This is a genomic window from Variovorax boronicumulans (genome assembly GCF_029892485.1).
Lineage (GTDB): Bacteria > Pseudomonadota > Gammaproteobacteria > Burkholderiales > Burkholderiaceae_C > Variovorax > Variovorax boronicumulans_B.
This window is the reverse complement of sequence record NZ_JARXVG010000017.1, coordinates 1-24,768: the sequence shown is the minus strand read 5'-3', so window position 1 is coordinate 24,768 and position 24,768 is coordinate 1. Positions and strand designations below refer to the sequence as shown.

At 66.8% G+C, this 24,768-nt stretch carries 22 protein-coding genes and 4 tRNA genes; 17 read left to right on the top strand and 9 right to left on the bottom strand.

What is annotated here, in order from left to right; translation table 11 throughout:
• Positions 1-8 precede the first annotated feature (8 nt).
• Genes M2282_RS27990 through M2282_RS27980 form a run of 3 tightly spaced genes read left to right on the top strand, consistent with a single transcriptional unit; the run spans position 9 to position 1,779 of the window.
• Positions 9-785, top strand: coding sequence for an SDR family NAD(P)-dependent oxidoreductase (locus M2282_RS27990; protein WP_280812053.1), 777 nt, complete (start codon positions 9-11; stop codon positions 783-785).
• Complete coding sequence (locus M2282_RS27985; protein WP_280812052.1) at positions 782-1,312, top strand: MarR family winged helix-turn-helix transcriptional regulator; 531 nt, start codon at positions 782-784, stop codon at positions 1,310-1,312. Before M2282_RS27990 ends, M2282_RS27985 begins: the two co-directional genes overlap by 4 nt.
• 2 nt (positions 1,313-1,314) lie before the next feature.
• On the top strand, positions 1,315-1,779 hold the full coding sequence (locus M2282_RS27980; protein WP_280812051.1) for an acyl-CoA thioesterase: 465 nt from the start codon (positions 1,315-1,317) through the stop codon (positions 1,777-1,779).
• Between the two features lie 3 nt (positions 1,780-1,782).
• Here M2282_RS27980 and M2282_RS27975 read toward each other — a convergent pair whose 3' ends face one another.
• Positions 1,783-2,166: a hypothetical protein gene (locus tag M2282_RS27975; protein WP_280812050.1), complete on the bottom strand. Its 384-nt coding sequence runs from the start codon at positions 2,164-2,166 to the stop codon at positions 1,783-1,785.
• A gap of 152 nt (positions 2,167-2,318) precedes the next feature.
• On the opposite strand from M2282_RS27975, the gene M2282_RS27970 reads away from it, so the two are divergent.
• The 5 genes from M2282_RS27970 (at position 2,319) to M2282_RS27950 (ending at position 3,943) form a co-directional block, all read left to right on the top strand.
• Positions 2,319-2,522 carry a hypothetical protein gene (locus tag M2282_RS27970; RefSeq protein ID WP_280812049.1) on the top strand — a complete coding sequence of 68 codons (204 nt, stop codon included), beginning with the start codon at positions 2,319-2,321 and terminating at the stop codon, positions 2,520-2,522.
• Between the two features lie 382 nt (positions 2,523-2,904).
• A tRNA-Arg gene (locus M2282_RS27965) sits at positions 2,905-2,981 on the top strand.
• Between the two features lie 35 nt (positions 2,982-3,016).
• Positions 3,017-3,223, top strand: coding sequence for a short-chain dehydrogenase (locus M2282_RS27960; RefSeq protein WP_280812048.1), 207 nt, complete (start codon positions 3,017-3,019; stop codon positions 3,221-3,223).
• A 25-nt stretch (positions 3,224-3,248) separates the two neighbouring features.
• Positions 3,249-3,319, top strand: a tRNA-His gene (locus M2282_RS27955).
• A gap of 60 nt (positions 3,320-3,379) precedes the next feature.
• Positions 3,380-3,943, top strand: a complete 564-nt coding sequence (locus tag M2282_RS27950) for an HNH endonuclease (RefSeq protein ID WP_280812047.1) — start codon at positions 3,380-3,382, stop codon at positions 3,941-3,943.
• Positions 3,944-4,031: 88 nt separating this feature from the next.
• On the opposite strand, the gene M2282_RS27945 is transcribed toward M2282_RS27950, so the two are convergent.
• Positions 4,032-4,208 (bottom strand): hypothetical protein, encoded by a 177-nt coding sequence (locus tag M2282_RS27945; RefSeq protein ID WP_280812046.1) that lies wholly within the window; start codon positions 4,206-4,208, stop codon positions 4,032-4,034.
• Positions 4,209-4,402: 194 nt separating this feature from the next.
• On the opposite strand from M2282_RS27945, the gene M2282_RS27940 reads away from it, so the two are divergent.
• Positions 4,403-4,825, top strand: a complete 423-nt coding sequence (locus M2282_RS27940; protein WP_280812044.1) for a hypothetical protein — start codon at positions 4,403-4,405, stop codon at positions 4,823-4,825.
• Positions 4,826-4,896: 71 nt separating this feature from the next.
• Here the strand turns inward: M2282_RS27940 and M2282_RS27935 are convergent.
• Positions 4,897-4,972: transfer RNA gene (locus M2282_RS27935), tRNA-Lys, on the bottom strand.
• Between the two features lie 143 nt (positions 4,973-5,115).
• On the opposite strand from M2282_RS27935, the gene M2282_RS27930 reads away from it, so the two are divergent.
• Entirely contained in the window at positions 5,116-5,823 is a 708-nt protein-coding gene (locus M2282_RS27930) for an SDR family NAD(P)-dependent oxidoreductase (protein ID WP_280812042.1), read from the top strand.
• Between the two features lie 50 nt (positions 5,824-5,873).
• Here M2282_RS27930 and M2282_RS27925 read toward each other — a convergent pair.
• Positions 5,874-5,949: transfer RNA gene (locus M2282_RS27925), tRNA-Ala, on the bottom strand.
• Positions 5,950-6,037: 88 nt separating this feature from the next.
• On the opposite strand from M2282_RS27925, the gene M2282_RS27920 reads away from it, so the two are divergent.
• Positions 6,038-6,904 carry an alpha/beta hydrolase gene (locus M2282_RS27920; protein ID WP_280812041.1) on the top strand — a complete coding sequence of 289 codons (867 nt, stop codon included), beginning with the start codon at positions 6,038-6,040 and terminating at the stop codon, positions 6,902-6,904.
• A 24-nt stretch (positions 6,905-6,928) separates the two neighbouring features.
• Here the strand turns inward: M2282_RS27920 and M2282_RS27915 are convergent, their stop codons facing one another.
• Positions 6,929-7,906, bottom strand: coding sequence for a GMP reductase (locus M2282_RS27915; protein WP_280812040.1), 978 nt, complete (start codon positions 7,904-7,906; stop codon positions 6,929-6,931).
• 207 nt (positions 7,907-8,113) lie between these two features.
• Between M2282_RS27915 and M2282_RS27910 the strand changes: the two genes are divergently transcribed.
• The 3 genes from M2282_RS27910 (at position 8,114) to M2282_RS27900 (ending at position 15,957) form a co-directional block, all read left to right on the top strand.
• Positions 8,114-10,525: a UvrD-helicase domain-containing protein gene (locus M2282_RS27910; protein ID WP_280812039.1), complete on the top strand. Its 2,412-nt coding sequence runs from the start codon at positions 8,114-8,116 to the stop codon at positions 10,523-10,525.
• Between the two features lie 108 nt (positions 10,526-10,633).
• Positions 10,634-14,473 carry a DUF2339 domain-containing protein gene (locus M2282_RS27905; protein WP_280812038.1) on the top strand — a complete coding sequence of 1,280 codons (3,840 nt, stop codon included), beginning with the start codon at positions 10,634-10,636 and terminating at the stop codon, positions 14,471-14,473.
• Complete coding sequence (locus M2282_RS27900) at positions 14,470-15,957, top strand: DUF3999 domain-containing protein (RefSeq protein WP_280812037.1); 1,488 nt, start codon at positions 14,470-14,472, stop codon at positions 15,955-15,957. Before M2282_RS27905 ends, M2282_RS27900 begins: the two co-directional genes overlap by 4 nt.
• A 10-nt stretch (positions 15,958-15,967) precedes the next feature.
• On the opposite strand, the gene M2282_RS27895 is transcribed toward M2282_RS27900, so the two are convergent.
• From M2282_RS27895 to M2282_RS27885, 3 genes are read right to left on the bottom strand one after another with little or no spacing between them, the layout of a single operon-like run.
• A complete protein-coding gene (locus M2282_RS27895; RefSeq protein ID WP_280812036.1) occupies positions 15,968-16,807 on the bottom strand; it encodes a BPSS1780 family membrane protein in 840 nt (279 codons plus the stop codon).
• A 10-nt stretch (positions 16,808-16,817) separates the two neighbouring features.
• Positions 16,818-17,867, bottom strand: a complete 1,050-nt coding sequence (locus M2282_RS27890; RefSeq protein ID WP_280812035.1) for a homoserine kinase — start codon at positions 17,865-17,867, stop codon at positions 16,818-16,820.
• A gap of 55 nt (positions 17,868-17,922) precedes the next feature.
• Positions 17,923-18,288, bottom strand: a complete 366-nt coding sequence (locus M2282_RS27885) for a hypothetical protein (RefSeq protein WP_280812033.1) — start codon at positions 18,286-18,288, stop codon at positions 17,923-17,925.
• Positions 18,289-18,386: 98 nt separating this feature from the next.
• Between M2282_RS27885 and polA the strand changes: the two genes are divergently transcribed.
• The 3 genes from polA to M2282_RS27870 are packed head-to-tail and all read left to right on the top strand — an operon-like array spanning position 18,387 to position 23,426.
• Complete coding sequence (gene polA, locus M2282_RS27880) at positions 18,387-21,200, top strand: DNA polymerase I (RefSeq protein WP_280812032.1); 2,814 nt, start codon at positions 18,387-18,389, stop codon at positions 21,198-21,200.
• A 29-nt stretch (positions 21,201-21,229) separates the two neighbouring features.
• Positions 21,230-22,516: a M20/M25/M40 family metallo-hydrolase gene (locus M2282_RS27875; RefSeq protein WP_280812030.1), complete on the top strand. Its 1,287-nt coding sequence runs from the start codon at positions 21,230-21,232 to the stop codon at positions 22,514-22,516.
• A 7-nt stretch (positions 22,517-22,523) separates the two neighbouring features.
• On the top strand, positions 22,524-23,426 hold the full coding sequence (locus M2282_RS27870) for a LysR family transcriptional regulator (protein ID WP_280812029.1): 903 nt from the start codon (positions 22,524-22,526) through the stop codon (positions 23,424-23,426).
• Between the two features lie 10 nt (positions 23,427-23,436).
• Here M2282_RS27870 and M2282_RS27865 read toward each other — a convergent pair whose 3' ends face one another.
• Positions 23,437-24,651, bottom strand: coding sequence for a D-amino acid dehydrogenase (locus tag M2282_RS27865; RefSeq protein WP_280812028.1), 1,215 nt, complete (start codon positions 24,649-24,651; stop codon positions 23,437-23,439).
• Positions 24,652-24,768 lie beyond the last annotated feature (117 nt).

Genomic DNA, 24,768 nt, shown 5'->3' with positions numbered 1-24,768 from the left:
ATTCAGGCATGCAATCAAATCTACTCATTGGCCGGCACGCGCTCGTGACCGGCGCTGCGCGCGGCATCGGTGCGGAGATCGCGCGAACCCTGGCGGCCGAGGGCGCCGTGCTGACCCTGCTCGGGCGTGACCGCGAGGCGCTCCAGCGCGTGGCCGATACGCTCGCCGGCGGCGGACATGGCGTGGCCGCTGCCGATGTGGCCGACCCGGAAGGCGTGCAGGCGGCCTTCGCGCAGGCGCGTGCAGCGCGGGGCCCGATCGTCATCCTCGTCAACAACGCAGGCGCCGCAGAGAGCGCGCCGTTTCTCAAGACCTCGGTCGAGCTCTGGCAGCGGATGCTGTCGGTGAACCTTACCGGCAGCTTCCTGTGCGCGCAGGCCGCGTTGCCCGACATGCTCGAGGCCGGCTGGGGCCGCATCGTCAACATCGCGAGCACGGCGGGGCAGAAGGGCTATGCCTACGTCTCGGCGTACACCGCGGCCAAGCATGGCGTGATCGGGCTGACGCGCTCGCTCGCACTGGAGGTGGCGCGCAAGGGCATCACGGTGAATGCCGTGTGCCCGGGCTACACCGACACCGACATCCTGCGCAACAGCGTCGCCAACGTGGTCGGCAAGACCGGGCGCAGCGAGGCCGATGCGCTGGCGGAGTTCTCCAGCGTGAATCCGCAGAAGCGCATCGTGCAGCCGTCCGAAGTGGCCGATGCCGTGCGATGGTTGTGCGGGGAGGGCGCCGCGTCGGTCACTGGCCAGTCGATTTCGGTTTCAGGAGGGGAGGTGACATGACACGCAACGACGCTTCGCACGCCGCGCTGAGCGACGCCGAAGAACTCGGTCACGAGGGCCGCGCCGGCCACGAGGACCACGCGATGCTCAAGCTGTGGCTGCGCATGCTCGCGAGCACCACGCAGATCGAGGCCGAGATCCGCCGCCGTCTGCGCGAGCGCTTCGGCATCTCGCTCGCGCGCTTCGACTACATGGCGCAGCTTTACCGCTACAAGGACGGTCTCAAGATGCGCGTGCTGTCGCGCTACCTCATGGTGACCGGCGGCAACGTGACCGGCTTGACCGACGAACTGGAGCGTGAAGGCATGGTGGCGCGCGCCCCCAGCCCCGACGACCGCCGCGCATGGATCGTGAGCCTCACGCCCGCCGGCCGGCGCACTTTCGAGACCATGGCGAGCGAGCACGAGCAGTGGATCCTCGAGATGTTCTCGGGCCTGGACATGAAGACGGTCAAGCAGATGCACAGCCAGCTCGGGTTGCTGCGCGTGCACGTGATGCGCGGCGAGGCGACGGGCGAGGAGGGCTGAGCATGAGCGAGGCCACGCATGCCGACCTGGCAGCGGCGAGTGCGGAGTTCAGGCGGCCGCGGCTGATCCGGTTTTCGGATTGCGATCCGGCGGGCATCGTGTTCTATCCGCAGTACTTCGTGATGCTCAACGGGCTCGTCGAAGACTGGGTGAACGAAGGGCTGGGGCTGAGTTACCACGGGCTCGTGGCGCAGCGCCGCATCGGTCTGCCGACCGTGAAGCTCGACGTGGACTTCCGCGCCGTGAGCCGCATGGGCGATCAGGTGACGCTCGGGCTTGCCGTGGAGCGGCTCGGTTCGCGTTCGATGACGCTGGCAGTGCGCTGCTTCGGTGCCGAGAGCGGCGAAGTGCGGATGCAGATGACGCAGGTGATCGTCACGACATCGCTGGAGACGCATCGCGCCGTCGCCATTCCCGACGACATGCGCGCGGCAATCCTGCGCGACGCGCCGGCATTGGTGGGTTGAAGTTCAGGGGGGCGGCTCGGCGCCCTGCGCGTGTTTCTTCAGCCAGCCGCTGAGTTCTCGTTTCCCTTTGGCATTGGCTGTGCGCCACGCCTCGCGCGCGGCCGCGATGAAGCGCTCTTCCGCTGCATCGGGTACCTCGGAGGGCCGGTCTTCCTTGTCGAGCCAGCCGACCTCCACATCGCAATGCCGCTCGATCTGTCGCGCGAGGTTGTCGCCGATGGGCCGGGAACTCTTGATCTGGCTCCACATGCTCGGGGAGATTTCGATCTTCTTCGCAAAGGCCTGGTCCAGCCCCTTGGCTGGCAGGCCCGCGGCAACGGCGCCCTCGAGAAAGCGGCGATGCAGCGCAAGGACATTGCGACGGCGCGCGACGGTGGTATTGGGCACTGTTCAAAAACAACAACAAGACAAGAAAAGATTGTCCCGGTTGTTGACGTTGCCGTAAACACTATTTACAGTCAACCTCACTCGCGGCTCAAGCCGTATCTTTTTTCCAACCCTTTACAGCCGACAGCGGCAATTTTTGACCAGGAACCATCGTGTACACCGCATTGACCCTCACCAACATTCGCCCCGCATCGGGCCGGGCGTTCGTGCGCGTGTGGTCGTGTGGCGGTGGGTTCGGCATGCCGTCGTCGAAATCGAATCTGCGCCAGAGCTACGTGCATGCCACGCAAACCGCAGCCCGCCTGCGCGTTGGCAAGTTCGAGGATCAGGTGCTACCGGGTGGAGGTTGCGCGTAGGCGCATACCTTTCAAGCTCTCTCCAGCAGAGGCCCGGACACCGAAAGGTTTCCGGGCCTTTTTGTTTTGTTTTTTTGCTCTTGTTTGTCGTGCTTTGTCATTTCGGGTGTGCCTTCACCACACCGCCAGAACCCACCACGTAGACGGTCTGGCGGGATGTGCAGGAACTGATCTCTCCTGTGCAGCGACGTCGTACGGGGCAGCGCCCAGCGCGCTGTCCGTCGCGTGAGGACACAACCGAAATGGAAAAGCGGTCATTCGTTTTTTCGCACCGAACCCGAGCGGAACCGGGCCATTGCAGATGGTCCTTCCGCGGAACCGGCCGCAAAGATTGGGCGGCGCCGGAACTCGTAACCGGACACTTTTTGTTTTTGCTTTCCATCCCGCGTTAGCTCAATGGATCAGAGCACTTGCCTACGAAGCAAGGGGTTGCACGTTCGAGTCGTGCACGTGGGGCCATTTTGTTTTGCTGTCATCGCAACCAAGGAGTCACCATGCGCAAGCGCAACACCCCGATCCGGATGATCACCGTGCGCCCGGCCCAGCCGCGCAGCCGCGTGGTGCTCGCCCTGTTTCGTCGTTTCGGCATCGGCGCCGATGCGCGGCCCGCGGCAGTGGACTCGTCCGCTTCGCTCGGGCATGTGCGCCTGCGCGAGTGCCTCGATCTCGACCAGCGCGTGCGCGAAGTGGGCGAGTGGTAGCGGGCCGGTCGGTTTTCTCTCAACGGTGCGCGTAGCTCAACGGCAGAGCCGCGGGTTGTGGTCCCGCTGACGACGGTTCGATTCCGTTCGTGCACCCCGTCGTCTTCTTTCTTCTTCAACCCGTTCAGCCATCGCCGCAAAAGGAGGCGAGCCATCATGCAACCCCACGTCCTGCAACTCGATATTCAGGGCACGCCGCAAGCCTGGATTTCACTGGAGCAGGCGGTGCTGCACTACGCCACCGGATCGGTCGCGTGGGAAGACGGCGTCCTGCCGCTGGCCACGCTGCGCGGCGGCTTCAACGTTGCGCACGGTGTGCAGTCGCGCATCGACGTGGCGCCCATCATTGCGCTGCGTGGCGCGTCGAAGATCAACCTCTTCGACGTGATTCCCAGCGTCACCAAGAGCAAGTTGCTGCGCCGCGACCGCCACACCTGCGCGTACTGCGCGGGTGTGTTCCATGAACGCGATCTGCAATGCGAACACGTTCTGCCCGAATCGCGCGGCGGTCCGTGGACCTGGACCAACCTGGTGAGCGCGTGCGCCGTCTGCAACAACAGAAAGGCCGCGCGCACGCCCGAGGAAGCCGGCATGCCGCTGGTGTACCTGCCCTACGTGCCGAGCCGCTTCGAGAACTTCCTGCTGGAGGGCCGCAACATTCGAGCGGACGTGCACGAGTGGCTGGCCAGGCGGCTGCCCAAGGGCTCGCGGCTTCAATGAGAGGCGCGCTGCCGTGCATGGGGTCGGCCCCACGTAAAAAAGCCCGCTGTCGTCGAACAGCGGGCTTTTTCTTGTGCAAGCGGAATGTTCAGCGCCCCACGCCAAAGACGCGGTAGGCAATCACCCCCGCAGCCGCGAGGCCGCCGACGATGATGCAGAACACTTTGGTGGCCCGACGATTGCCGCGCTTCGAGTGGCCCCAGTGTTCCGGCCCGATCAGGTCGATGGGGACGGTGGCTTTGCCTATGTCGGAAGCCTGCTGCAAAGATCGGAGGGCAAAAAAATAACCCGCCGAAGCGGGTCCAACGAGCTTTTTTGCTTCGAAGTTGATGTCCCTGGGATCCTGATTGTTGTGATGCGTGACAGCAGGTACAAGATGCCATGTCGCACGCCGGATTTTTTGTATCCGAGGGCACAGCAGTTCGAAACTGTCAGTCGTAAATGTGAAATAGTGCCTATATGGACAAAGAAATCATCCTCGAGAGTTTGACGCGTGCGCTGGAGAACTGGATTCGCAACGCTTCTGCAGAGCAACTCTGGCAGGTGCATCAATCGGGCGGCCTCGGCGCGTCCATTCATGCGGAGATCGACGTCGTTCAGGCCCGCGTCGTGCTCGGCGGTCCGCGCAATGCGTTGTCGGACATCGGCAAGACGGATGGACGACTGCCTGTCACGGAGGCCTTCCTGGGCAAGCATGTTGCCGCCTGGGGCACGCCACCACCGCAAGGCAGCGCCGCGCGGGAGCAATGGTTTCTGTCGAACGAGTTGGCCCGGGAACATGCGCGGCAATACCTGATGGCCGAGGTCAATGAAAAGCGCGAGGTGCTCGCGAGCTTCGTTGACGACTGGATGGCGCAACAGGATGCGGCAGGTTCGCCGTGATGCCGAACAGCAAATAAAAAAGCCTGCTACCGGTGAGGTAGCAGGCTTTTTCAGCGTTTCCGCGATGTTGGTGGTGGGCCCTGAGTGACTCGAACACTCGACCTACGGATTAAGAGTCCGCTGCTCTACCAACTGAGCTAAGAGCCCCAGCGCTGTAAACGACTAGCGTTTTCAGGCAAGACCACGAGTATATCCCAGAATTTTCCGGTGTCCAAAAAATTTGTGAATCGCGGCGTTAGGATGCGCCACCCATGGGGCCGCGCCCCTTCTCTTATCTGGAGCATTTTCTTATGAGCGATGCAAACACCACACCCCACGTCGTGATCACCGGTGCTGCAGGCGCACTGGGTCGGGCCGTGGCGCAGCATTTCCTCGACCAGGGCGCGCGCCTTGCGCTGGTCGATCACCACGCGGGTCGCCTGGCCGAAGTCTTTCCGGGGCTCGACAACTCGCAGCACCTGCTGCTTGCAGGCGACGTGACCTCGGCGCCCGACATGGCCGAGCTGACCGGCCAGGCGCTCAAGGCCTTCGGCCGTGTCGACGCGCTCGTGCACATCGCCGGCGGTTTCGAGATGGGCGAAGCAACGCATGCGCTGTCGCGCGCGAGCTGGGACCGGATGATGAATCTCAACGCATGGTCCTTCGTCGCGGTGACGCAGGCCGTGCTGCCTTCGATGATCGAACGCAAAGCCGGCCGCATCGTCGCCGTGACGGCGAAGGTCGCGGCGCGCGGTGTGCCGGCGATGGCTGCATACATCGCATCGAAGAGCGCGCTGCAGCGCCTGGTGGAAGCCATGGCCGCCGAAGCCGCGCCGCACGGTGTCAGCGTGAACAGCGTCGCGCCGAGCGTGCTGGACACGCCGGCGAATCGCCAGGCGATGCCCGATGCCAATCCGGCTGAGTGGGTGTCTACGTCGGTTGCAGCGCAGACCATCGGGTTCCTCGCATCGCCCGCCGCGGCGGCGATGCATGGACAGCACCTGACGCTCGATACCTGAATGCCAAAAAGAAAAGGCCTTGGCGGTTGCCAAGGCCTTTTCAAATCGGTTGGTGGAGAGGATGAGGATCGAACTCACGACCTCCGCATTGCGAACGCGGCGCTCTCCCAGCTGAGCTACCCCCCCAACACGACGTAAATTCTAACCAGACTCCTGCCCCGGCGCTCGTCGGCATGCCAAGATTCGCGCCTCGCAAATCAAGAGCAACAACTGCATGGCTTCGTACGACCCCGCCTGGCTGGAAGGCATGTACAACAACCTCGCGCGGGTGAAAAACCATCCGGCGTACTTCGAACGCTGGACGCGCGAATCGGCCGCGGTGCGCGATGCCTTGCCCGGCCGGATCGACCTGCCCTACGGCGAGGGCCCGAACGAGACGCTCGACATCTTCCCCGCGCCGATCCCCGACGCGCCGGTGCTGGTCTTCATCCACGGCGGCTACTGGCGTGCGATGGACAAGAGCCAGCATTCCTTCATCGCGCCGTCGTTCAACGACCGCGGCATTTGCGTCGTCGTACCCAACTACGCGTTGTGCCCCGGACCGGTCGAGGCACCCGTCACCGTGCCGGGCATCCTGCTGCAGATGGTGCGCGCGCTCGAATGGACGTGGCGCCACGTCGCGGCCTACGGCGGCGATCCCTCGCGCATCACCGTCGCCGGTCATTCGGCCGGTGGCCACATGGCGGCGGCTTTGTTGTCCTGCGACTGGAATGCGGTCACGCCCGATCTGCCCGCGCAACTGGTGCGCAACGCGCTTTCGATCTCTGGCCTCTACGACCTGCGGCCGCTGCAACGCACGCCCTTCCTGGAGCACACGCTGAAGCTGACCGATGCAGACGCCCATCGTGCGAGTCCGGCGCTCTGGCCCGCGCCGCCACGCGGCCAGCTCTACGCAGCCGTCGGTGGTGAAGAGAGCCCCGAATTCATCCGCCACAACACGATGATCCGCGACGCCTGGGGCCGCAATGCGGTGCCGGTGTGCGAGGTGCTCCCGGGCCTCGACCATTTCGGCGTGGTCGATGCATTCGCCGACCCGGCCCACACGCTGCACCGCCACGCGGTGCAACTGCTCGAAGCCTGACCGACACAGCCCAGGGCAGGGCGCTTACATCAGCAGATGTTCGCCCTCGTTGGCGCCGCCCAGCGTGACGTAGTTGACCTTGCGGATGTCCATCAGCGTGCGGCCGCCTGCATAGCTGATCGAGCTCTGCACGTCCTGCTCCATCTCGACCAGCGTGTCGGCCAGCTTGCCCTTGATGGGTTCGAGGATGCGCTTGCCCTCGACGTGCTTGTACTCGCCCTTGTTGAAGTCGCTGGCCGAGCCGTAGTACTCCTTGAAGAGCGTGCCGTCGACGTCCACCGTCTTGCCCGGCGACTCTTCGTGGCCCGCGAACAGCGAGCCGATCATCACCATCGAGGCGCCGAAGCGCACGCTCTTGGCGATGTCGCCGTGGTCGCGAATGCCGCCATCCGCAATGATCGGCTTGGTCGCCACGCGCGCGCACCACTTGAGCGCCGACAGCTGCCAGCCGCCCGTGCCGAAACCCGTCTTGAGCTTGGTGATGCAGACCTTGCCCGGGCCGATGCCGACCTTGGTCGCATCCGCGCCCCAGTTCTCCAGGTCGATCACCGCTTCGGGCGTGCCGACATTGCCGGCGATCACGAAGGCCTTGGGCAGCTTCTCCTTGAGGTAGCCGATCATGTTCTTCACGCTGTCGGCATGGCCATGCGCGATGTCGATCGTGATGTATTCGGGAGCGAGGCCTTGTGCCACCAGTTGGTCGACGGTCTCGTAGTCGGGCTTCTTCACGCCGAGCGAGATCGAGGCGAACACGCCCTTGCCCTGCATCTCCTTGACGAACTTCACGTTGTCCAGGTCGAAGCGGTGCATCACATAGAAGTAGCCGTTCTGCGCGAGCCACAGGCAGATCGACTCGTCGACCACCGTCTTCATGTTGGCCGGCACCACCGGGAGGCGGAAGGTGCGCTCGCCCAGCGTGACGCTGGCGTCGCATTCGGAGCGGCTCTCCACGCGGCACTTGCGGGGGAGCAAAAGGATGTTGTCGTAGTCGAAAATCTGCATGACCAGGCTCCTGAAAGGAATCGTTAGAAAAAAACGAATGAGCGCTTGGTCCGGCCGGCCTTTGCGGTGCTTCTCGAAAAGAAAACGCCCACAAAAAACCGGGCGCAAGAATCTTGGGCCCGGTGATTGAGTCTACGCGGTGTCCCGGTGGCAGGTCTTCCAGTTCTTCATATAACCCGCATACGCCGTGGTTTCTACAATCGGAGGATGTTGTTTAACGATCCTGCGGCTGACGCCCACTCTGCGGACCTGCCGCTGCTCAAGAACCTGAACGCGGAGCAGCTTTCTGCGGTCACCCTGCCGGCGGGCAATGCGCTCATCCTCGCGGGCGCTGGCTCCGGCAAGACCCGGGTGCTGACCACCCGCATCGCCTGGCTGCTGCAGACGGGTCAGGTCTCCGCCGGCGGCATCCTCGCCGTGACCTTCACCAACAAGGCCGCCAAGGAAATGATGACGCGGCTGACGGCGATCCTGCCGGTCAATGTGCGCGGCATGTGGATCGGCACCTTCCACGGCCTGTGCAACCGCCTCCTGCGCGCGCACTGGAAGCTCGCCAACCTGCCTTCGACCTTCCAGATCCTCGACACCCAGGACCAGCTCTCGGCCATCAAGCGCCTGATGAAGCAGTTCAACGTCGACGACGAGCGTTTTCCCGCCAAGCAGACCCAGTGGTTCATCGCCGGCGCCAAGGAAGACGGCCTGCGTCCGAAGGATGTGGAGATCCGCAGCGACGACGACCGCAAGAAGGTCGAGCTCTACCAGCTGTACGAAGAGCAGTGCCAGCGCGAAGGCGTGGTCGACTTCGGCGAGCTCATGCTGCGCAGCTACGAACTGCTGCGCGACAACGACCCCGTGCGCGAGCACTACCAGCGGCGCTTTCGCCACATCCTGATCGACGAGTTCCAGGACACCAACCGCCTGCAGTACGCGTGGATCAAGATGCTCTCGGGCAGCACCGTCGGCGGGCAGTTCACGCCGAACCCGAACAACAGCGTGATCGCCGTGGGCGACGATGACCAGAGCATCTACGCCTTTCGCGGCGCGCGCGTGGGCAACATGGCCGACTTCGTGCGCGAGTTCGACGTGCAGCACCAGATCAAGCTGGAGCAGAACTACCGCAGCTACAGCAACATCCTCGACTCGGCCAACGAGCTCATCAGCCACAACAAGAAGCGCCTGGGCAAGAACCTGCGTACCGACCAGGGCCCGGGCGAGCCGGTGCGCGTGTACGAATCGCCCACCGACCTCGCCGAGGCGCAGTGGATGGTCGAGGAAATGCGCCAGCTGGTGCGCGACGGCTTCGACCGCAAGGAAATGGCCGTGCTCTACCGCAGCAATGCGCAGAGCCGGGTGATAGAAACCGCGCTCTTCAATGCTTCGGTGCCGTACCGCGTGTATGGGGGCCTCCGCTTCTTCGAGCGCGCCGAAATCAAGCACGCGCTGGCTTACTTGCGCCTCCTGGAGAACAAGGACGACGACACCAGCTTCCTGCGTGTCGTCAACTTCCCGCCGCGCGGCATCGGCGCGCGCACGCTCGAAACCCTGCAGGACGCGGCCCGCGCGGCCGGGCGTTCGCTGCACGATGCGGTCAGCGTCGTCGGCGGCAAGGCGGGCGCGAACCTCACGGGCTTCGTCGCCAAGATCGACGTGCTGCGCGAGCAGACCCAGGGCGTGAGCCTGCGCGAGATCATCGAGCTGGTGCTCGATCACAGCGGGCTCGTCGAGCACTACAAGGCCGACCGAGAAGGCGCGGACCGCCTCGAGAATCTGGAAGAACTGGTGAATGCGGCCGAGAGCTTCGTCACGCTGGAAGGCTTCGGCCGCGATGCGGTGGCGCTGCCGATCGACGAGTTGCGCCAGTCGCCCGCGAGCCAGGGCATCGACCCCACCCGCCCGGTGGTCGACGAGCCGCTCGCCCCCGACGCCGAAACTGGCGAAACGCTGAGCCCGCTGGCCGCCTTCCTCACGCACGCCGCGCTCGAATCGGGCGACAACCAGGCGCAGGCCGGGCAGGACGCGGTGCAGCTCATGACCGTGCACGCCGCCAAGGGCCTGGAGTTCGACTGCGTGTTCATCACCGGCATGGAGGAGGGCCTCTTTCCGCACGAGAACTCGATGAGCGACTTCGAGAGCCTCGAAGAAGAGCGCCGCCTGATGTACGTGGCGATCACGCGCGCCCGCAAGCGCCTGTACCTGAGCCATTCGCAGACGCGCATGCTGCACGGCCAGACCCGCTACAACGTCAAGAGCCGTTTCTTCGACGAGCTGCCCGAGAGCGCGCTCAAGTGGCTCACGCCGAAGAACCAGGGCTTCACGCCGTCGGCGTTCGGCTATGGCGGCGGTTATGCGAGCACGCGCGGCGGCAGCGGCGGCTACAGCGGTGGAAGCAACAGCTACGGCGGCAGCAAGGACACCTTCGCCAGCCCGCCGGTGCCGCCGCAGAAGACCGCACCGTCGCACGGCCTGCGCTCGGGCATGCAGGTGTTCCACAACAAGTTCGGCGAAGGCACAGTGGTCGCCCTCGAAGGCACGGGCGACGACGCGCGTGCGCAGGTCAAGTTCACGCGCCACGGCGTGAAGTGGTTGGCGCTGTCGGTGGCCAAGCTCACGCCGGTCTGAGACTGCTACCAAACCTATAGCTAACAGCATAGGCCGGGCGGGCGCCGCAGCGGTTTCAGCCGGGATCAGCCGTACACTCCGGACTCGCCAAAACATGGGGAGTCAGGGATGTGGTTCATAGGCATGATTGCCGGCCTGTTCATCGGGGCGCTGTTCGAATCGGTGCCTGTGGCGCTGGTCCTCGCCCTCGTCGGCGCCTTTGCGTTCTCGAAGCTGTTCGGCAAGAAGAAAAAGGATGCGCCGCAGCGCACCGAGGCTGAAGGCGGCTTGCTGGACGGCCGCGCCGCTGGCACGCCGGCCGCGACCGCACCCGCAGGCGGCGTGCTGAAGCTGCAGCAGCGAGTGACCGAACTCGAGGAGCGCGTCAGCCAGCTCGAACGCCGGCTCGCGCAGGGTGCGAGCGAAGTGGCTGCTGCACCGGTGGCGACGCCGGTGGGCGATCTCGCCACCTCCATGGCCAGCACGCCAGTGGCCGAATCGCCTTCATTGCCCTTGGGTCAACCGGCGACCGCACGCGCCGCCGAGATGACGCGGCCCCCCATCTCGACCATGCAGGTTCCGCAACCTGTCGTCGTTGCCAAGGAGCCCGCCGCAGAGGCGCCGGCCGCACCCGTCGTTCCCGCTTTCGACAAACCCGCCGCGCCACGTCCGTCTGAGACCATCGCTGTCCCTGCGCCGGTCGCCGTGCCGCCGCTGGTCCGCCGTCCACCTCCGCCGCCTCCGCCGCCACCGATCCCGCTGCGCGACCGACTGCCCGCACCGATCTCCAACCTGATCTTCGGCGGCAACATGCTGGTCAAGCTCGGCGTGCTGATCCTGTTCCTCGGCCTGGCTTTCCTGCTGCGCTACACGGCCGAACGCGTCACGGTGCCGATCGAGCTGCGCTACGCCGCGGTCGCGCTGGTGGGCGCGGGCCTCTTGGTGCTGGGCTGGCTGCTGCGCCACAAGCGCGCGGACTATGCGCTGATATTGCAGGGCGCGGGCATCGGCGTCTTCTATCTCACGACGCTCGCGGCCATGAAGCTCAGCGGCCTGCTGCCGGCCAGCGTGGGCTTCGCATTCCTGTTCGGCGTGGCGGCGCTCAGCGCCGCGCTTGCGGTGCTGCAGAACGCGCCCTTGCTCGCCATCGTCGCGGCGCTCGAAGGCTTCGCGGCACCGGTGCTGGCATCGACCGGCTCCAACCAGCCGGTCGGCCTCTTCACCTACCTGCTGGTGCTCGACGTGGGCATCGTGCTGATCGCTTGGTTCAAGGCCTGGCGCGTGCTCAACCTGATCGGCTTCGTCGGCACCTTCACGCTCGCGGCCGGCTGGGCGCACAAGTACTACACCGACGACCAGTACGGCATCGTGCAGCCGTTCCTCATCGTGTTCTTCCTGCTGTTCACGGCCATCGGCTTGTTCTTTGCGCGCCGCACGCTGTTCGATGCGCCGGTGCAGTCCGCGCAACCGCTGGCCACGCGCGCGCTCGACACGCTGCGCCGCGCGGGCCGGGTCGACAGCTCGCTGGTGTTCGGCACGCCGATGGTCGCATTCGGCATGCAGTACCTGCTGATGCATCCGTGGCCCTACGGCGCCGCTTTCTCGGCAATGGCGCTCGCGGCGTTCTACCTCGTGATGGGGCGGCTGGTGTTCGCCACGCAGCCCAAGGGCCTTGCGCTGCTGGCGGAGGCCTACGCGATCGTCGGGGTGATCTTCGGCACGCTTGCCATTCCGCTCGGCCTCGAGGGGCAGTGGACCGGCGCGGCGTGGGCGGTCGAGGCGGCCGGCATGTACTGGCTGGGCGCGCGGCAAGGGCGCGTCTATGCGCGTGCCTTCTCGTTCCTGGTGTTCGCAGGCGCGGTGTGGAAGCTGCTCGAAGCCACGCAGCTCGACGGGGCGGCGGGCCATCCGTTGCTGCAGGGTTCGGTGATCGGCCCACTGCTGGTGGCGGCGAGTGCCTTCGCGATGTGGGCCATGCACCGCCGCGCGAAGCTCGACGAGGGCGACAGTCTCGAAGCCATCGTCGGCAGCGCCTTGCCGTGGCTCGGCATGGCCGCGCTCACGCTGCTGTTGTGGCAGTGGTTCATGCCGCCCTGGGCCGCGGCGGCGACGGCCGTGCTCGCATCGGTCACCTTCGCGGTGGCCGTGCGCTTCGCGCTGCTGCCGCTCACCTACGTGAGCTTCGGCATGCAGGCGCTGGCGGTGGCGGGGTTCATCGCCACGCTGCATCGCACGGGCGATGGTCTCGATGCCAGGCAGGCGCTCGAAAGCGGCTGGCAGGGCGCCGCGGCTGCGTGCCTGATCGCGCTCAGCGTGCTCGGCAGTGCCGCCTGGTCGATGCTGCAGGCGCACCGCGCGGCCCTGGCGCGCGGCGTGCAGCCCGTGTGGTCGGTCGGCAATGTGGTGGGCGTGATCGCGGGCGTGGGCCTGCTGCACCTGGCGATGCTGTTCCAGATCAGCCTCGCCCAAGCCGCGCTGCTGTGGCCGCTGACCGCCAGCGTCGTGCTGTGGGTGGCGCTGCGCATGGCGCACCTGCCGCTCGCGGCGTTCGCGGGCGTGCTGCATGCGGTCTCGGCGATCTTCTTCATCGTGCTGGCGGAGATGGGCGGCGACATGCGCGTGCTGCGCCCCGCCTTCGCCCATCTCGGTTTCTGGACGCCGGTGGTGCTGGGCCTTACGGCGCTGCTGGCCGGTGACTGGCTGCGCGATGAAGCACGGCCGCGCGCAGGCGAGCCCACCGGTGTGGCGCGCAAGCGCTGGGTCAACGCCTGGTGCGCGAACCCGGTCGTGCTGTGGGTGCCCGTGGTCTGGGGCCTGGGCTGGTGGCTGTTCGGCATGCTGAACGAAAGCGTCCGGACGCTGAACCTGAACGCGTTGGCGAACCACGTGCCCGCAGCCGTCATGGCGGTGGTGCTGGTGACGTCGGTGCTGTCCGCGCTCGTGGCGCACCGGCGCGACTGGTCGCAGCTCGGCCAGGCAACGATCGCCACGCTGCCCGGCTTCGGCCTGATCGCCGCCTACGGCATCGCAGGCGGTCCGACGCTGTTCTACGTGCCGTCGAGCGCGCTCGGCTGGATCGCCTGGCCGCTGGCGCTCGTGTGGCACCTGCGCCTGCTGCATGCGCAGAAGCGCTGGCTCGACGTCTCGGCGCTCAAGCCGTTCCACGTCGCGGGCTTCTGGCTCTTCCTCCTGCTCGCGGCGCGCGAGTGCCAGTGGCAGCTCGGCCGCATCGGCGCCGAGTGGTCGAGCTGGCAACTGCTGGGCTGGGCCATCGTGCCGGCGCTCGTGCTGTGGGCGCTGCGTTCTCGGGTGCTGCTGCAGCGCTGGCCGCTCAGCGAGTACCGCAGCGCCTACCTGGAGTTCGCCGCAACGCCGGTGGCGGTGTACCTGCTCGCATGGGTGTGGGTCACCAACGCCGTCAGTCCGGGCAATGCGGCGCCGCTGCCGTATGTGCCGCTGCTCAATCCGCTAGAACTCGCGCAATGGCTCGTGCTGTTCGCGTTGGTGCTCTGGTGGCGCGCGCTGCCGCAGGGTTCGTCCGCGCGCGTGCAGCCGATGGTCGCCAAGGGCGCGGTCGGCTTCACCGGCCTCGCGCTGCTGACCGGCATGGTGCTGCGCACCTGCCACCACTACGCGGGCGTGGAGTGGCGCTTCGATGCGCTCTATGCCTCGTGGCTCACGCAGGCGGCGCTGTCGATCACCTGGGCGATCTGCGGCGTGGTCGCGATGGTGCTCGGCCATGGGCGGCGGGTACGGACCTTGTGGATCGCGGGTGCCGCGCTGCTCGGCGTGGTGGTGCTGAAGCTCTTCTTCGTCGAGCTGGCAGACCGGGGCGGGCTGTTCCGCATCGTGTCGTTCATCGCCGTCGGCGCATTGCTGTTGCTGGTGGGGTACTTCGCGCCCGTGCCGCCCAAGAAAGAAGAGACTGCGCCGAAGCAAAATGCGCCGGCTGAAGGAGGTACGGCATGACCGGCCGTTCGATTCGTGTTGTCTTTGCGCTGCTGATGGCGGCGACGAGCGCCGCACAGGCGCAGCCGATCACTTCCGCGCCCATCTCGCTGCAGGGCGCCGGGCCGTACCACCGGCTCACGCTGCCGCTCGCCATCTACGGCCGCGCCGCCTATGGCGACCTGAGCGACCTGCGGGTCCACAACGCCGCCGGACACGCGGTGCCCTATGCCTGGTTGCGCAACGAAGCAGCCGCGCCGCGCACGGCTTCGCAGGCGGTGCCGATCTTCGCGTTGCCCGGCAACCCCGCGTCGGGCGATACCGCACTGGCTTTCACCGTGCGCCCCGACGGCTCTTTGGCGCTGGACAGCAAGACCGCCGCCAGGCCGAACGACGCAGCGCAATGGCTCATCGACGTGAGCCAGGTCAAGGGCAGCCTGCTGCAGGCGCGCTTCGAGGTTGCGCCCGATGCGCGCGGCCTGTTCGGCTTCCGGCTGGAGGCCAGCGACGACCTGCGGCAATGGCGCCCGGTGGGTGGCGAGGAGCAGCTGGTGCGCCTGGCCCACGGCGGCCAGACCATCGAGCGCATGGCGGTCGAGCTGGGCAATCTGCGCACGCGTTTCCTGCGCCTGCGCTGGAGCGATCCGAAGCACGGCGTGCCGCTCGCCAAGGTGGAAATCGACAGCGTGCAGGAGGTCGAACCGGTGGCGCCGATCGAATGGTCCGCCGCGCTGAAGCCGGAGCGCTGCGCCGAGGACTACTGCGACTATGTGCTGCCGCGCGGCCTGCCGGTGCAGAGCCTGCGCATCGACCTGGCCGACATCAACACGCTGGCGCAGGTCGGTGTGTCGGGCCTGGTCGATGCCGCGCCGGCTTCTGCAACGCCGCCGCAGTTCGTGCCGCGCAACCCGCTCTACGCGCTGCGACACCAGCAGCGCCGAACGACCCCGCTGCCCAGCGGCCCCGGCGAGGCACCGCTGCTCGACACGGTGGTGTACCGCCTCGCGCAACCCGGCGGCGAAGCGCGTTCGCCGGTTCTGGCGCTCGACGGCGCGGTGTATTCGCGCCTGCGGCTGCGCACTTCCGGCCCGGTGAGCGTGCTCGGCGCCACGCCGCCGACGATTGCGGTGGGCGCCACGCCGCGCACGTTGGTGTTTCTCGCGCAGGGCGGTGCACCGTTCTCGCTGGCCTGGAGCGCGGCGCCCGGCAAGGGCGCGGTTCAAGGTGCGGTGCCGGGTGCGCCGCTCGCGTTGTCGACGCTGATACCGGGTTACGCCGCGGACAAACCCGTCGTGGCGGACGGCACTTCGGTCACGTTGCCCGTGGCTGCGGTGGAGGCCGCCGTCGCAGCCGCCGCGCTCGCGCCCGTTCCCGAGGTGGCGCCCAACGACCCGTCACGCAAGTGGTGGCTCTGGGGTGCTTTGGGTGTCGGCCTGCTGTTGCTCGCAGGCATGGCGTGGTCGCTGTTCGCGAGCCTGCGCAAGGACAGGGCAGCGGCCGACTGACCGCCGGCGATCAGTTCGGATCGAAGCTGTCGCGGAAGGTGAACCAGGTGGAGCTCAGCGACATGGCCGCCAGCACCAGCGCCGTGCCGATCATCAGGATGTTGCCGACCGCCACGGCCGCGCCGCCCGCGCCCAGCGCGCCGACACCCACCAGCACGGTCGCGACCAGGCCCATCGCAATGCCGGCCAGCAGGAACACGCCGAACCATGCGAGCACGAACAGCGCATAGGCGCCGAAGTTGCGGAACAGCGCGACGATGCTGAAGAAGATGCTCTTGACCGGCTCCACGCGGTGCCAGTGCACCAGCGCCGGCGCATGCCACATGGCCAGGGAGAGCGGCAGGTTCAGGCACATCAGGAGCACGCGGGCGAGCTGGAAATCGCTGCTGGCCATCACTTCGGGGGTGATCGCATCGTCGAGCAGGTAGGCGCGCATGAGCTGCCCGCCATCGACCAGCGCGGTGACCATCACCGCGAACACGAAGTAGATCGCCGAGATCACGCCCAGCACCACCAGCGAGCGCCATTCGGCGCGCATGGCGCCGAACACCGCCACGAACATCGCGGAGCCCGTGGGCCGCTGCGCGTCACCGAGCTGACCGGTGTGGCCAAGGGCATCGGCGTTGTCGTTGTGGGCCACCGAAGTGGCCACCATCAGCCCCAGCGTCATGAAGGGCAGCAGCACCGGCGCGATCACGCTGCCGATGAGCGGCAGCACCGACACCGTCGAGATCACCGCCATCAGCAGGAAGAACAGCGAGATGAAGGCGAGCGGCTGCTGCCAGAAGGTCTTGAGCCCGGAGCGGACCCATACGGCGCCGGTTCGCGCCGGCACGAGGTTGAGTTTCATGGGGTCCGGGTCATGCGGCCATGAGCGGCTCGAGGGCCTCGCCCATGGCATGCGGATGGGTGGCGCGCCCGCGCAGCACGCGCTCGAAGTGCGTGGGGTCGTGGGGCTTGAGCATGCTGGCCTCTCGCGGCAGGTGGAAGTCCCACAGGCGCGAGATCCAGAAGCGCAGCGCCGCGGCGCGCAGCATCGCGGGCAGCAGGGCGCGCTCGGCGGCGTTCAGCGGGCGCACGGTTTCGTAGGCCGAGAGCAGGGCCTCGGCACGCACGGCATCGTGTTCGCCTGTCGACAGGTCGATGGCCCAGTCGTTCAGGCACACCGAGAGGTCGAACAGCCAGGTGTCGGTGCCGGCGAAGTAGAAGTCGAACACGCCGGTCAGGCGCGGCGGCGAACCTGCGTCGCCGCCGGTCGCGAACATCACGTTGTCGCGGAACATGTCGGCATGCACCGGTCCGCGCGGCAGCGCCGCGTAGGCCGACGATTCGGCGATGTGGTTCTGGTAGGCGAGTTCGGCGCGCAGCAGCGCGGCCTGCGATTCGTCGATGTAGGGCAGCACCACCGGAACGGTCTCGTTCCACCACGCGAGGCCGCGCAGGTTCGGCTGGATGCGCGGGAAGTCGCGCGCGGCGATGTGCATGCGCGCCAGCATCGCGCCCAGCTCGGCGCAGTGCGCTGCGGTCGGGGCGAGTTCGCTGTGGCCCGACAGGCGCTGCACCAGCGCCGCCGGCTTGCCTGCCACGATATGCAGCAGCTCGCAGGGCGCATTGGCGGGAACGGTCAGCGCGTGGCCCTTGGGGGCTTGCACTGCTGGGTCGGCCACGGGCTCCGGCACCGGCAGGCCACCGGCTGCCAGGTGCTTCATCAGGCAAAGGTAGTAGGGCAGCTGATCGGCGCGGAGGCGCTCGAACAGCGTGAGCACGAACTCGCCGGACTCGGTGGTCGCGAAGTAGTTGGTGTTCTCGATGCCGCCCTCGATGCCGCGCAGGTCGCGCAGTGCGCCCATGCCCAGGCGCTGGACGAGCGCGTCTGCCTCGCCGAACTCGACTTCGGTAAAAACTGCCATGAGGGTGCTCAGCGAAGAGCTGGAAATGCGGTGAACGGGAGCGGCGAAGGCACGGTCAGAACTTCATCACGTTCCAGACACGCGCGCCGTTGCCGGTGGAGTTGGTCTCGCCTGCACCGGGGCGTGCGCCCGGGTCGTTGGGCAGCACTTCGTAGCCCGGCATGTTGGACTTCGGCTTGACGTTGATGCTCTGCGTGCGGCCGCCATAGCGGACTTCGTCGACCGAGGCGCCGCTGTCTTCCGTGTGGATGTGCTCGACCTTCTGGTTGCGGCGGCCTTCGGACTGCTCCTGATTTTGTAGCGTCTCCGCCGGGGCCGGGGTGGCGGCCGGCGCGGATTGCGCGTGCGCAGCGGCAAAGGGGGCTGCAAAGGCCAGCGCCAGCAGGATGCGGCGGGCAATCAGGAGTGTGGAGCTAGGCATGCCCGGATTGTAGGCGTGCCCCCCGGTTCCAGGGTGTGGGCATCCAGCGCGCGGTGTCGTGGTTCTGCAGGCCGGTCAGGGCACGGCAAAATGGCCCGATGACCGACAAGAAAACGCTGCTGCTCGTCGATGGCTCGAGCTATCTGTACCGGGCCTTCCACGCCATGCCCGACCTGCGCGCCGTGCCCGGCGATCCGAAGAGCCCCGCCACAGGCGCCATCCGCGGAATGATCAACATGATGACCGCGCTGCGCCGCGAGGTGCGCGCCGACTATGCGGCCTGCATCTTCGACGCGCCCGGCAAGACCTTTCGCGACGACTGGTATCCCGAATACAAGGCCAACCGCTCGCCGATGCCCGACGACCTGCGCAGCCAGATCGACCCCATCCACGAAGTGGTGAAGCTCCTGGGCTGGCCGGTGCTCAGCGTGCCCGACGTGGAGGCCGACGACGTGATCGGCACGCTCGCCAAGATCGCGGCGGCGCAGGGCGTCGAGGTGATCGTCTCCAGCGGCGACAAGGACCTGAGCCAACTGGTCGACGAGCACATCACGATCATCGACACGATGAACGGCAAGAAGCGCGATGTGGCCGGCGTGACGGCCGAGTTCGGCGTGCCTCCGAACCTCATGGTCGACTACCAGACGCTGGTGGGCGATACGGTCGACAACGTGCCCGGCGTCGAGAAGGTCGGCCCCAAGACGGCAGCCAAATGGCTGCTCGAATACGGTTCGCTCGATGCGCTGGTTGAACGCGCCGCCGAAGTGAAGGGCGCCGCCGGCGAAAACCTGCGTAAGGCGCTGGACAAGCTGCCCCTGAGCCGCAGGCTCGTCACCATCCGCACCGACTGCGACCTCGACGGCCACGTCACCGGCCTGCCGTCCCTCGAAGGCCTGCCGGTCGGCGCGCCGCAGACGGGCGAACTCAAGCCCTTCTACGAGAAGTTCGGCTTCAAGAGCCTGGTGAAGACGCTCGAGGCGCAGGAAGTGCCGCCCGAGTTGATCGAGGAAAACATCAAGAAGAAGGCCGCGAAGGCCGACACCGACCAGGGCGGCCTGTTCGACGAGCCTTCGGACCTGAGCGCGCTCGACGCCGCCGCGCCCGCGAGCAACCTCAAGTACGACACCATCACCACCTGGGAGCAGTTCGACACCTGGCTCGCAAGGCTCGAAGCCGCCGAGCTCGCGGCAATCGACACCGAGACCACCTCGCTCGATGAAATGGTCGCGCAGATCGTCGGCGTGAGCTTCAGCGTCGAACCCGGCGAAGCGGCCTACATCCCGCTCACGCACAACTACCCCGATGCGCCCGCGCAGCTGCCCATCGACGAGGTGCTTGCGAAGCTCAAGCCCTGGCTCGAGAACGCCGACAAGAAAAAGCTCGGCCAGCACATCAAATACGACCGCCATGTGTTCGCCAACCACGGCATCGAAGTCGAGGGCTACACGCACGACACCATGCTGCAGAGCTACGTGCTCGAAGTGCACAAGCCGCACGGCCTCGCGTCCCTGGCCGAGCGCCACCTGGGCCGCAGCGGCATCTCCTACGAAGACCTGTGCGGCAAGGGCGCGCACCAGATCTCCTTCAGCCAAGTCGACATCGCCAAGGCCGCCGAATACTCGTGCGAAGACAGCGACCAGACGCTCGACGTGCACCGCACGCTGTGGCCCCAGCTCGAAGCCAACGAGAAGCTGCGCTTCGTCTACCAGCTCGAGATGGATTCGAGCGAGGCGCTCTACCGCGTCGAGCGCAACGGCGTGATGATCGACAGCGCCACGCTCGCCGCGCAGAGCCACGAACTCGGCACGCGCATCATGGCGCTGGAGCAGGAGGCCTACGAGATCGCGGGCCAGCCCTTCAACCTCGGTTCGCCCAAGCAGATCGGCGAGATCTTCTTCACCAAGCTGGGCCTGCCGGTGGTCAAGAAAACACCGAGCGGCGCGCCCAGCACCGACGAAGAAGTGCTGGAGAAACTGGCCGAGGACTATCCGCTCCCCGCCAAGATCCTCGAACACCGCGGCCTCTCCAAACTCAAGGGCACCTACACCGACAAGCTGGGCCAGCTGGCCAACCCACGCACCGGCCGCGTCCACACGCACTATGCGCAGGCCGTGGCGGTGACGGGGCGCCTGAGCAGCAACGACCCGAACCTGCAGAACATCCCGATCCGCACGCCCGAGGGCCGCCGCGTGCGCGAGGCCTTCGTGGCACCGGCGGGAAGCGTGATCGCGAGCGCCGACTACTCGCAGATCGAGCTGCGCATCATGGCCCACATCAGCGGCGACGAGTCGCTGTTGCGCGCATTCACCGAAGGCATCGACGTGCACCGCGCGACGGCCGCCGAAGTGTTCGGCTCCACGCCCGACCAGGTGTCCAGCGAGCAGCGCCGTTATGCGAAGGTCATCAACTTCGGGCTGATCTACGGCATGAGCAGCTTCGGCCTCGCGCGCAACCTGGGCATCGAGACCAAGGCGGCGGCCTCGTACATCGAGCGCTACTTCGCGCGCTACCCGGGCGTGAAGGCATACATGGACGAGACCAAGGCGCTCGCCAAGGAGCAGGGCTATGTGGAGACCGTGTTCGGCCGGCGCCTGTACCTGCCCGAGATCAACTCGCCCAACGGCCCGCGCCGCGGCGGCGCCGAGCGCGCGGCCATCAACGCGCCGATGCAGGGCACGGCGGCCGACCTCATCAAGCTCAGCATGGTCAAGGTACAGAACGTGCTTGACGAAGAGAAGCGCGCCACGAAGATGATCATGCAGGTGCACGACGAACTGGTGTTCGAAGTGCCCGAAGCCGAAGTCGAATGGGTGCGCATCGAAATCCCGCGCCTGATGGCCGGCGTGGCGGCGCTCAAGGTGCCGCTGCTCGCCGAGATCGGCATCGGTCCCAACTGGGACAAAGCCCACTGAAGAGACAAGACGAAAGAAGAACCAGACCCATGACACGCCAGCCCCGCAAATTCCTGCTCGCCGCCGTCTGCGCGGCCTTCCTCGGCACCGCCTTCGCCGCCCCCGATGCCAGCATCGCGTCGCTCGCCGCCAAGGAAAAGCCCGCGCTGCTCGACACGCTGAAGGAACTGGTCTCCATCGAATCGGGCAGCCGCGACCTCGAAGGCCTGGAGAAAATCTCCGACCTCATTGCCGCGAAGTTCAAGGCGTTGGGCGGCGAGGTCGAGCTGATCGATCCGAGCGCCGAGGCCTACCGCATGGAAGACACGCCCGAGAAAATCGGCCGCGTGGTGCGCGCCACCTTCAAGGGCACGGGCACCAAGAAGATCATGCTCATCGCGCACATGGACACGGTCTACACCATCGGCATGCTCAACAAGCAGCCGTTCCGCATCGACGGCGACAAGGCCTATGGGCTGGGCATCTCCGACGACAAGCAGGGCGTGGCGGTCATCACGCACACGGTGGCCATGCTGCAGGCGATGAAGTTCAAGGAGTACGGCACGCTCACCGTGCTGATCAACGGCGACGAGGAAATCAGCTCGCCCGGTTCGCGCGCGCTCCTCACGCGCCTGGGCGGCGAGCACGATGCGGTGATGTCCTTCGAGGGCGCCTCCATCAAGGACGACAAGCTCTCGCTGGCCACCGCGGGCATCGCCTCGGTCACGCTGAACGTCACCGGCAAGGCTTCGCATGCGGGCTCGGCGCCGGAGCTGGGCGTGAACGCGTTGTACGAACTCTCGCACCAGATCTTGCAGATGCGCGACCTGTCCGACCCGGCCACGGGCCTGAAGATGAACTGGACCATCTCCAAGTCGGGCAGCAACCGCAACGTGATCCCGGCATCGGCCACCGCAGGCGCCGACGTGCGCGTGCTCAAGGTCGCCGACTACGACCGCATCGAGCAGCAGGTCAACGAGCGCGTGAAGAAGCAGCTGATTCCCGAAGCCAAGGTCGAGCTCAAGTTCGAGCGCCGCCGCCCGCCGCTCGAGGCCACCGCCGCCTCGATCGCGTTCGCGAAGCATGCGCAGGCCATTTACAAGGATGAACTCGGCCGTCCGCTGGGCGCCGACGACAAGGCGGCCGGCGGCGGCACCGACGCCGCCTTCGCCTCGCTCAAGACCAAGGCGCCCGTGGTCGAGCGCTTCGGCCTGCAGGGCTTCGGCGCGCACTCGGCCGATGCCGAGTACGTGCTGCTCGATTCCATCGAGCCGCGCCTGTATCTCGCCACGCGCATGGTGATGGATATTTCGCGCGGCAAGACCGGCGCCAACTGATACGGCCATGCGGCTGCGCCACATCGAGGTCTTCAACGCGATCATGCTCACCGGCAGCGTGAGCGCGGCGGCGCGGCTCATCAACATCACGCAGCCGGCCGTGAGCCGCACCCTGCAGCATGCGGAGCTGCAACTGGGCTTTCCGCTGTTCCAGCGCGCCAAGGGGCGGCTCACGCCGACCACCGAGGCGCTCACGCTGTACCCGCACATCGAGCGCCTGTTCGCGCAGCTGGACGAAGTGCAGCGGCTGGCTTCCAACCTCAAGGCCGGCAGCGACACGGGCGAGTTGCGCATCCTGAGCGTGCTGGCGCTCAGCTACGAGATATTGCCGCGCGCGCTCAAGGCCTTTCGCGAAAAGCATCCTGGCTATGCGATTTCAGTCGAGTCGCTGCACTCGCCGCAGATCATGTCGGCGCTGCTGCTGCAGGAGGCCGACGTGGGCTTCGCTTTCAGCCCCGTGGTGCACCCGTCGCTCACGCAGGAGACGCTGGCCGACAGCCGCATGGTGTGCATCGCGCCCAAGGGCATGCTGCCGCGCGCGCTGGTGCGCAATGGCTCGGTGGCGCTGCACGACCTGGTCGATCGACCGGTGATCGGCCTTGATAGCCGCGACCCCGTCGGCACGAGTCTCAGCCAGGCCTGCCGGCAGGCCGGCGTCGGCTTCCAGCAGGCGGTGGTGACCGTGCAGACCTATCACGCGGCGCTGGCCATGGCACACCACGGCTTGGGCGTGGCGCTGGTCGACGGCTGCACCGCGCTGTCGGCGGACCGCGAGAAGGTCGACGTGCTCACGCTCGAACCGCACATCCCGGTGCCGGTGCGCGCGCTGCGCTTCACCGGCCGGCCCGACTCGGTGGCGGTGCGCGGCATCACGCGCTGCATGCAGCAGGCGATCCAGGAAACGCTGTAGCTGCTCGCGCTCAGGCGGCCTGCAGCGCCTGCCCGATCTTCAGCGCCGAGCCGAAAGCCAGCGTGAAACCCAGCGCACCGTGCCCGGTGTTGAACAGCATGTTCGACGGTGCGCTCTCCAGCCGTCCGATGATCGGCAACCCCTTCGGCGTGGCAGGCCGCATGCCCGTCCAGGGATGCAGTTCCTCGAGACGGCTCGCCTGCGGGAAGACCGCACGCGTCGCGGCGGCCAGCGTCTCGATGCGCGTCGCCGGAATGCTGGCGTCGTGCCCCACCAGCTCGGCCATGCCCGCCACACGCAGGCGCGAGCCGATGCGCGCGAACACCACCTTGCGCGCGCTGTCGGTCACGCTCACCGTCGGCGCCGCGCCGGGCGCAGGATCGACATCCACCGTGATGCTGTAGCCCTTGAGCGGATACACCGGCAGGTAGGCGCCCAGCGCCCGGCCTAGCTTGTGCGAGGCCGAGCCCAGCGCCATCACGAAGGCGTCGGCCTCGATGTCGCCCTGGCTCGTGTTCACCGCCGCGATCTGATGTCCGTTGCGGGCGAAGCCGTGCACGTCGGTGCCGAGCAGGAAGCGCACGCCGCGTGCCTGGAGCGCACGCATCAGCCCGGCGCACACCTTGAGGCAGTCTGCCGCGCATTCGCTGGGCGTGTAGACCGCGCCGGCCATCTGGCCGCGGTAGCTCGCGAGCGCGGGCTCGATGGCGATGCATTCGTCGGGCGTGACGATGCGCTGCTCGCTGCCCAGGGTGCGCTGCAGTTCGACTTGCGCGAGCGCGCCTTCGAGCGATGCCGCGCTCGCGTACAGCACCAGCTTGCCGGTGGCGGAGAAGTCGCAGTCGGGCGCGATGTCGGCCTGCATCGCCTCGAACTCGGTGCGGCTCGATGCGGCCAGCGCCAGCAGCCTGGCCGTGGTGTCGCGCGAGGTCTCGGCATTGCAGGCCGCAAGAAATGCCATGCCCCAACGCCATTGCAGCGGGTCGAGTTGCGGCCGCAGCTTGAGCGGCGAGGTGGTCGAGAACAGCAGCTTGGGCAACTGCTTCCAGATCGACGGATCGGCCAGCGGCTGCACGTAGGAGTAGCTCAGCTGCGCGCCATTGCCGCCGCTCGCGCCGGCACCGGGCGCCGCGCGGTCGATCACCGTGACCTGATGGCCCCGGCGTTCGAGCTGCCAGGCGGTGGCCAGGCCCACGATGCCGGCACCGAGCACACACACATGCATGAAGACAACTTTCCGGGAGTGAAGACAGCAACCATCTTGAATGACTAACTCAAACTATCCCTGCGAGCTCATTGCTCCAAGGCGACTTGGTGCGAGCGATGGCGTTCAGGATGATCA

Coding starts and splice junctions, on each gene's coding strand:
- M2282_RS27990 (WP_280812053.1), top strand. CDS start 9: ATGCAATCAAATCTACTCATTGGCCGGCACGCGCTCGTGACCGGCGCT.
- M2282_RS27985 (WP_280812052.1), top strand. CDS start 782: ATGACACGCAACGACGCTTCGCACGCCGCGCTGAGCGACGCCGAAGAA.
- M2282_RS27980 (WP_280812051.1), top strand. CDS start 1,315: ATGAGCGAGGCCACGCATGCCGACCTGGCAGCGGCGAGTGCGGAGTTC.
- M2282_RS27960 (WP_280812048.1), top strand. CDS start 3,017: ATGCGCAAGCGCAACACCCCGATCCGGATGATCACCGTGCGCCCGGCC.
- M2282_RS27950 (WP_280812047.1), top strand. CDS start 3,380: ATGCAACCCCACGTCCTGCAACTCGATATTCAGGGCACGCCGCAAGCC.
- M2282_RS27940 (WP_280812044.1), top strand. CDS start 4,403: ATGGACAAAGAAATCATCCTCGAGAGTTTGACGCGTGCGCTGGAGAAC.
- M2282_RS27930 (WP_280812042.1), top strand. CDS start 5,116: ATGAGCGATGCAAACACCACACCCCACGTCGTGATCACCGGTGCTGCA.
- M2282_RS27920 (WP_280812041.1), top strand. CDS start 6,038: ATGGCTTCGTACGACCCCGCCTGGCTGGAAGGCATGTACAACAACCTC.
- M2282_RS27915 (WP_280812040.1), bottom strand. CDS start 7,906: ATGCAGATTTTCGACTACGACAACATCCTTTTGCTCCCCCGCAAGTGC.
- M2282_RS27910 (WP_280812039.1), top strand. CDS start 8,114: ATGTTGTTTAACGATCCTGCGGCTGACGCCCACTCTGCGGACCTGCCG.
- M2282_RS27905 (WP_280812038.1), top strand. CDS start 10,634: ATGTGGTTCATAGGCATGATTGCCGGCCTGTTCATCGGGGCGCTGTTC.
- M2282_RS27900 (WP_280812037.1), top strand. CDS start 14,470: ATGACCGGCCGTTCGATTCGTGTTGTCTTTGCGCTGCTGATGGCGGCG.
- M2282_RS27895 (WP_280812036.1), bottom strand. CDS start 16,807: ATGAAACTCAACCTCGTGCCGGCGCGAACCGGCGCCGTATGGGTCCGC.
- M2282_RS27890 (WP_280812035.1), bottom strand. CDS start 17,867: ATGGCAGTTTTTACCGAAGTCGAGTTCGGCGAGGCAGACGCGCTCGTC.
- M2282_RS27885 (WP_280812033.1), bottom strand. CDS start 18,288: ATGCCTAGCTCCACACTCCTGATTGCCCGCCGCATCCTGCTGGCGCTG.
- polA (WP_280812032.1), top strand. CDS start 18,387: ATGACCGACAAGAAAACGCTGCTGCTCGTCGATGGCTCGAGCTATCTG.
- M2282_RS27875 (WP_280812030.1), top strand. CDS start 21,230: ATGACACGCCAGCCCCGCAAATTCCTGCTCGCCGCCGTCTGCGCGGCC.
- M2282_RS27870 (WP_280812029.1), top strand. CDS start 22,524: ATGCGGCTGCGCCACATCGAGGTCTTCAACGCGATCATGCTCACCGGC.
- M2282_RS27865 (WP_280812028.1), bottom strand. CDS start 24,651: ATGCATGTGTGTGTGCTCGGTGCCGGCATCGTGGGCCTGGCCACCGCC.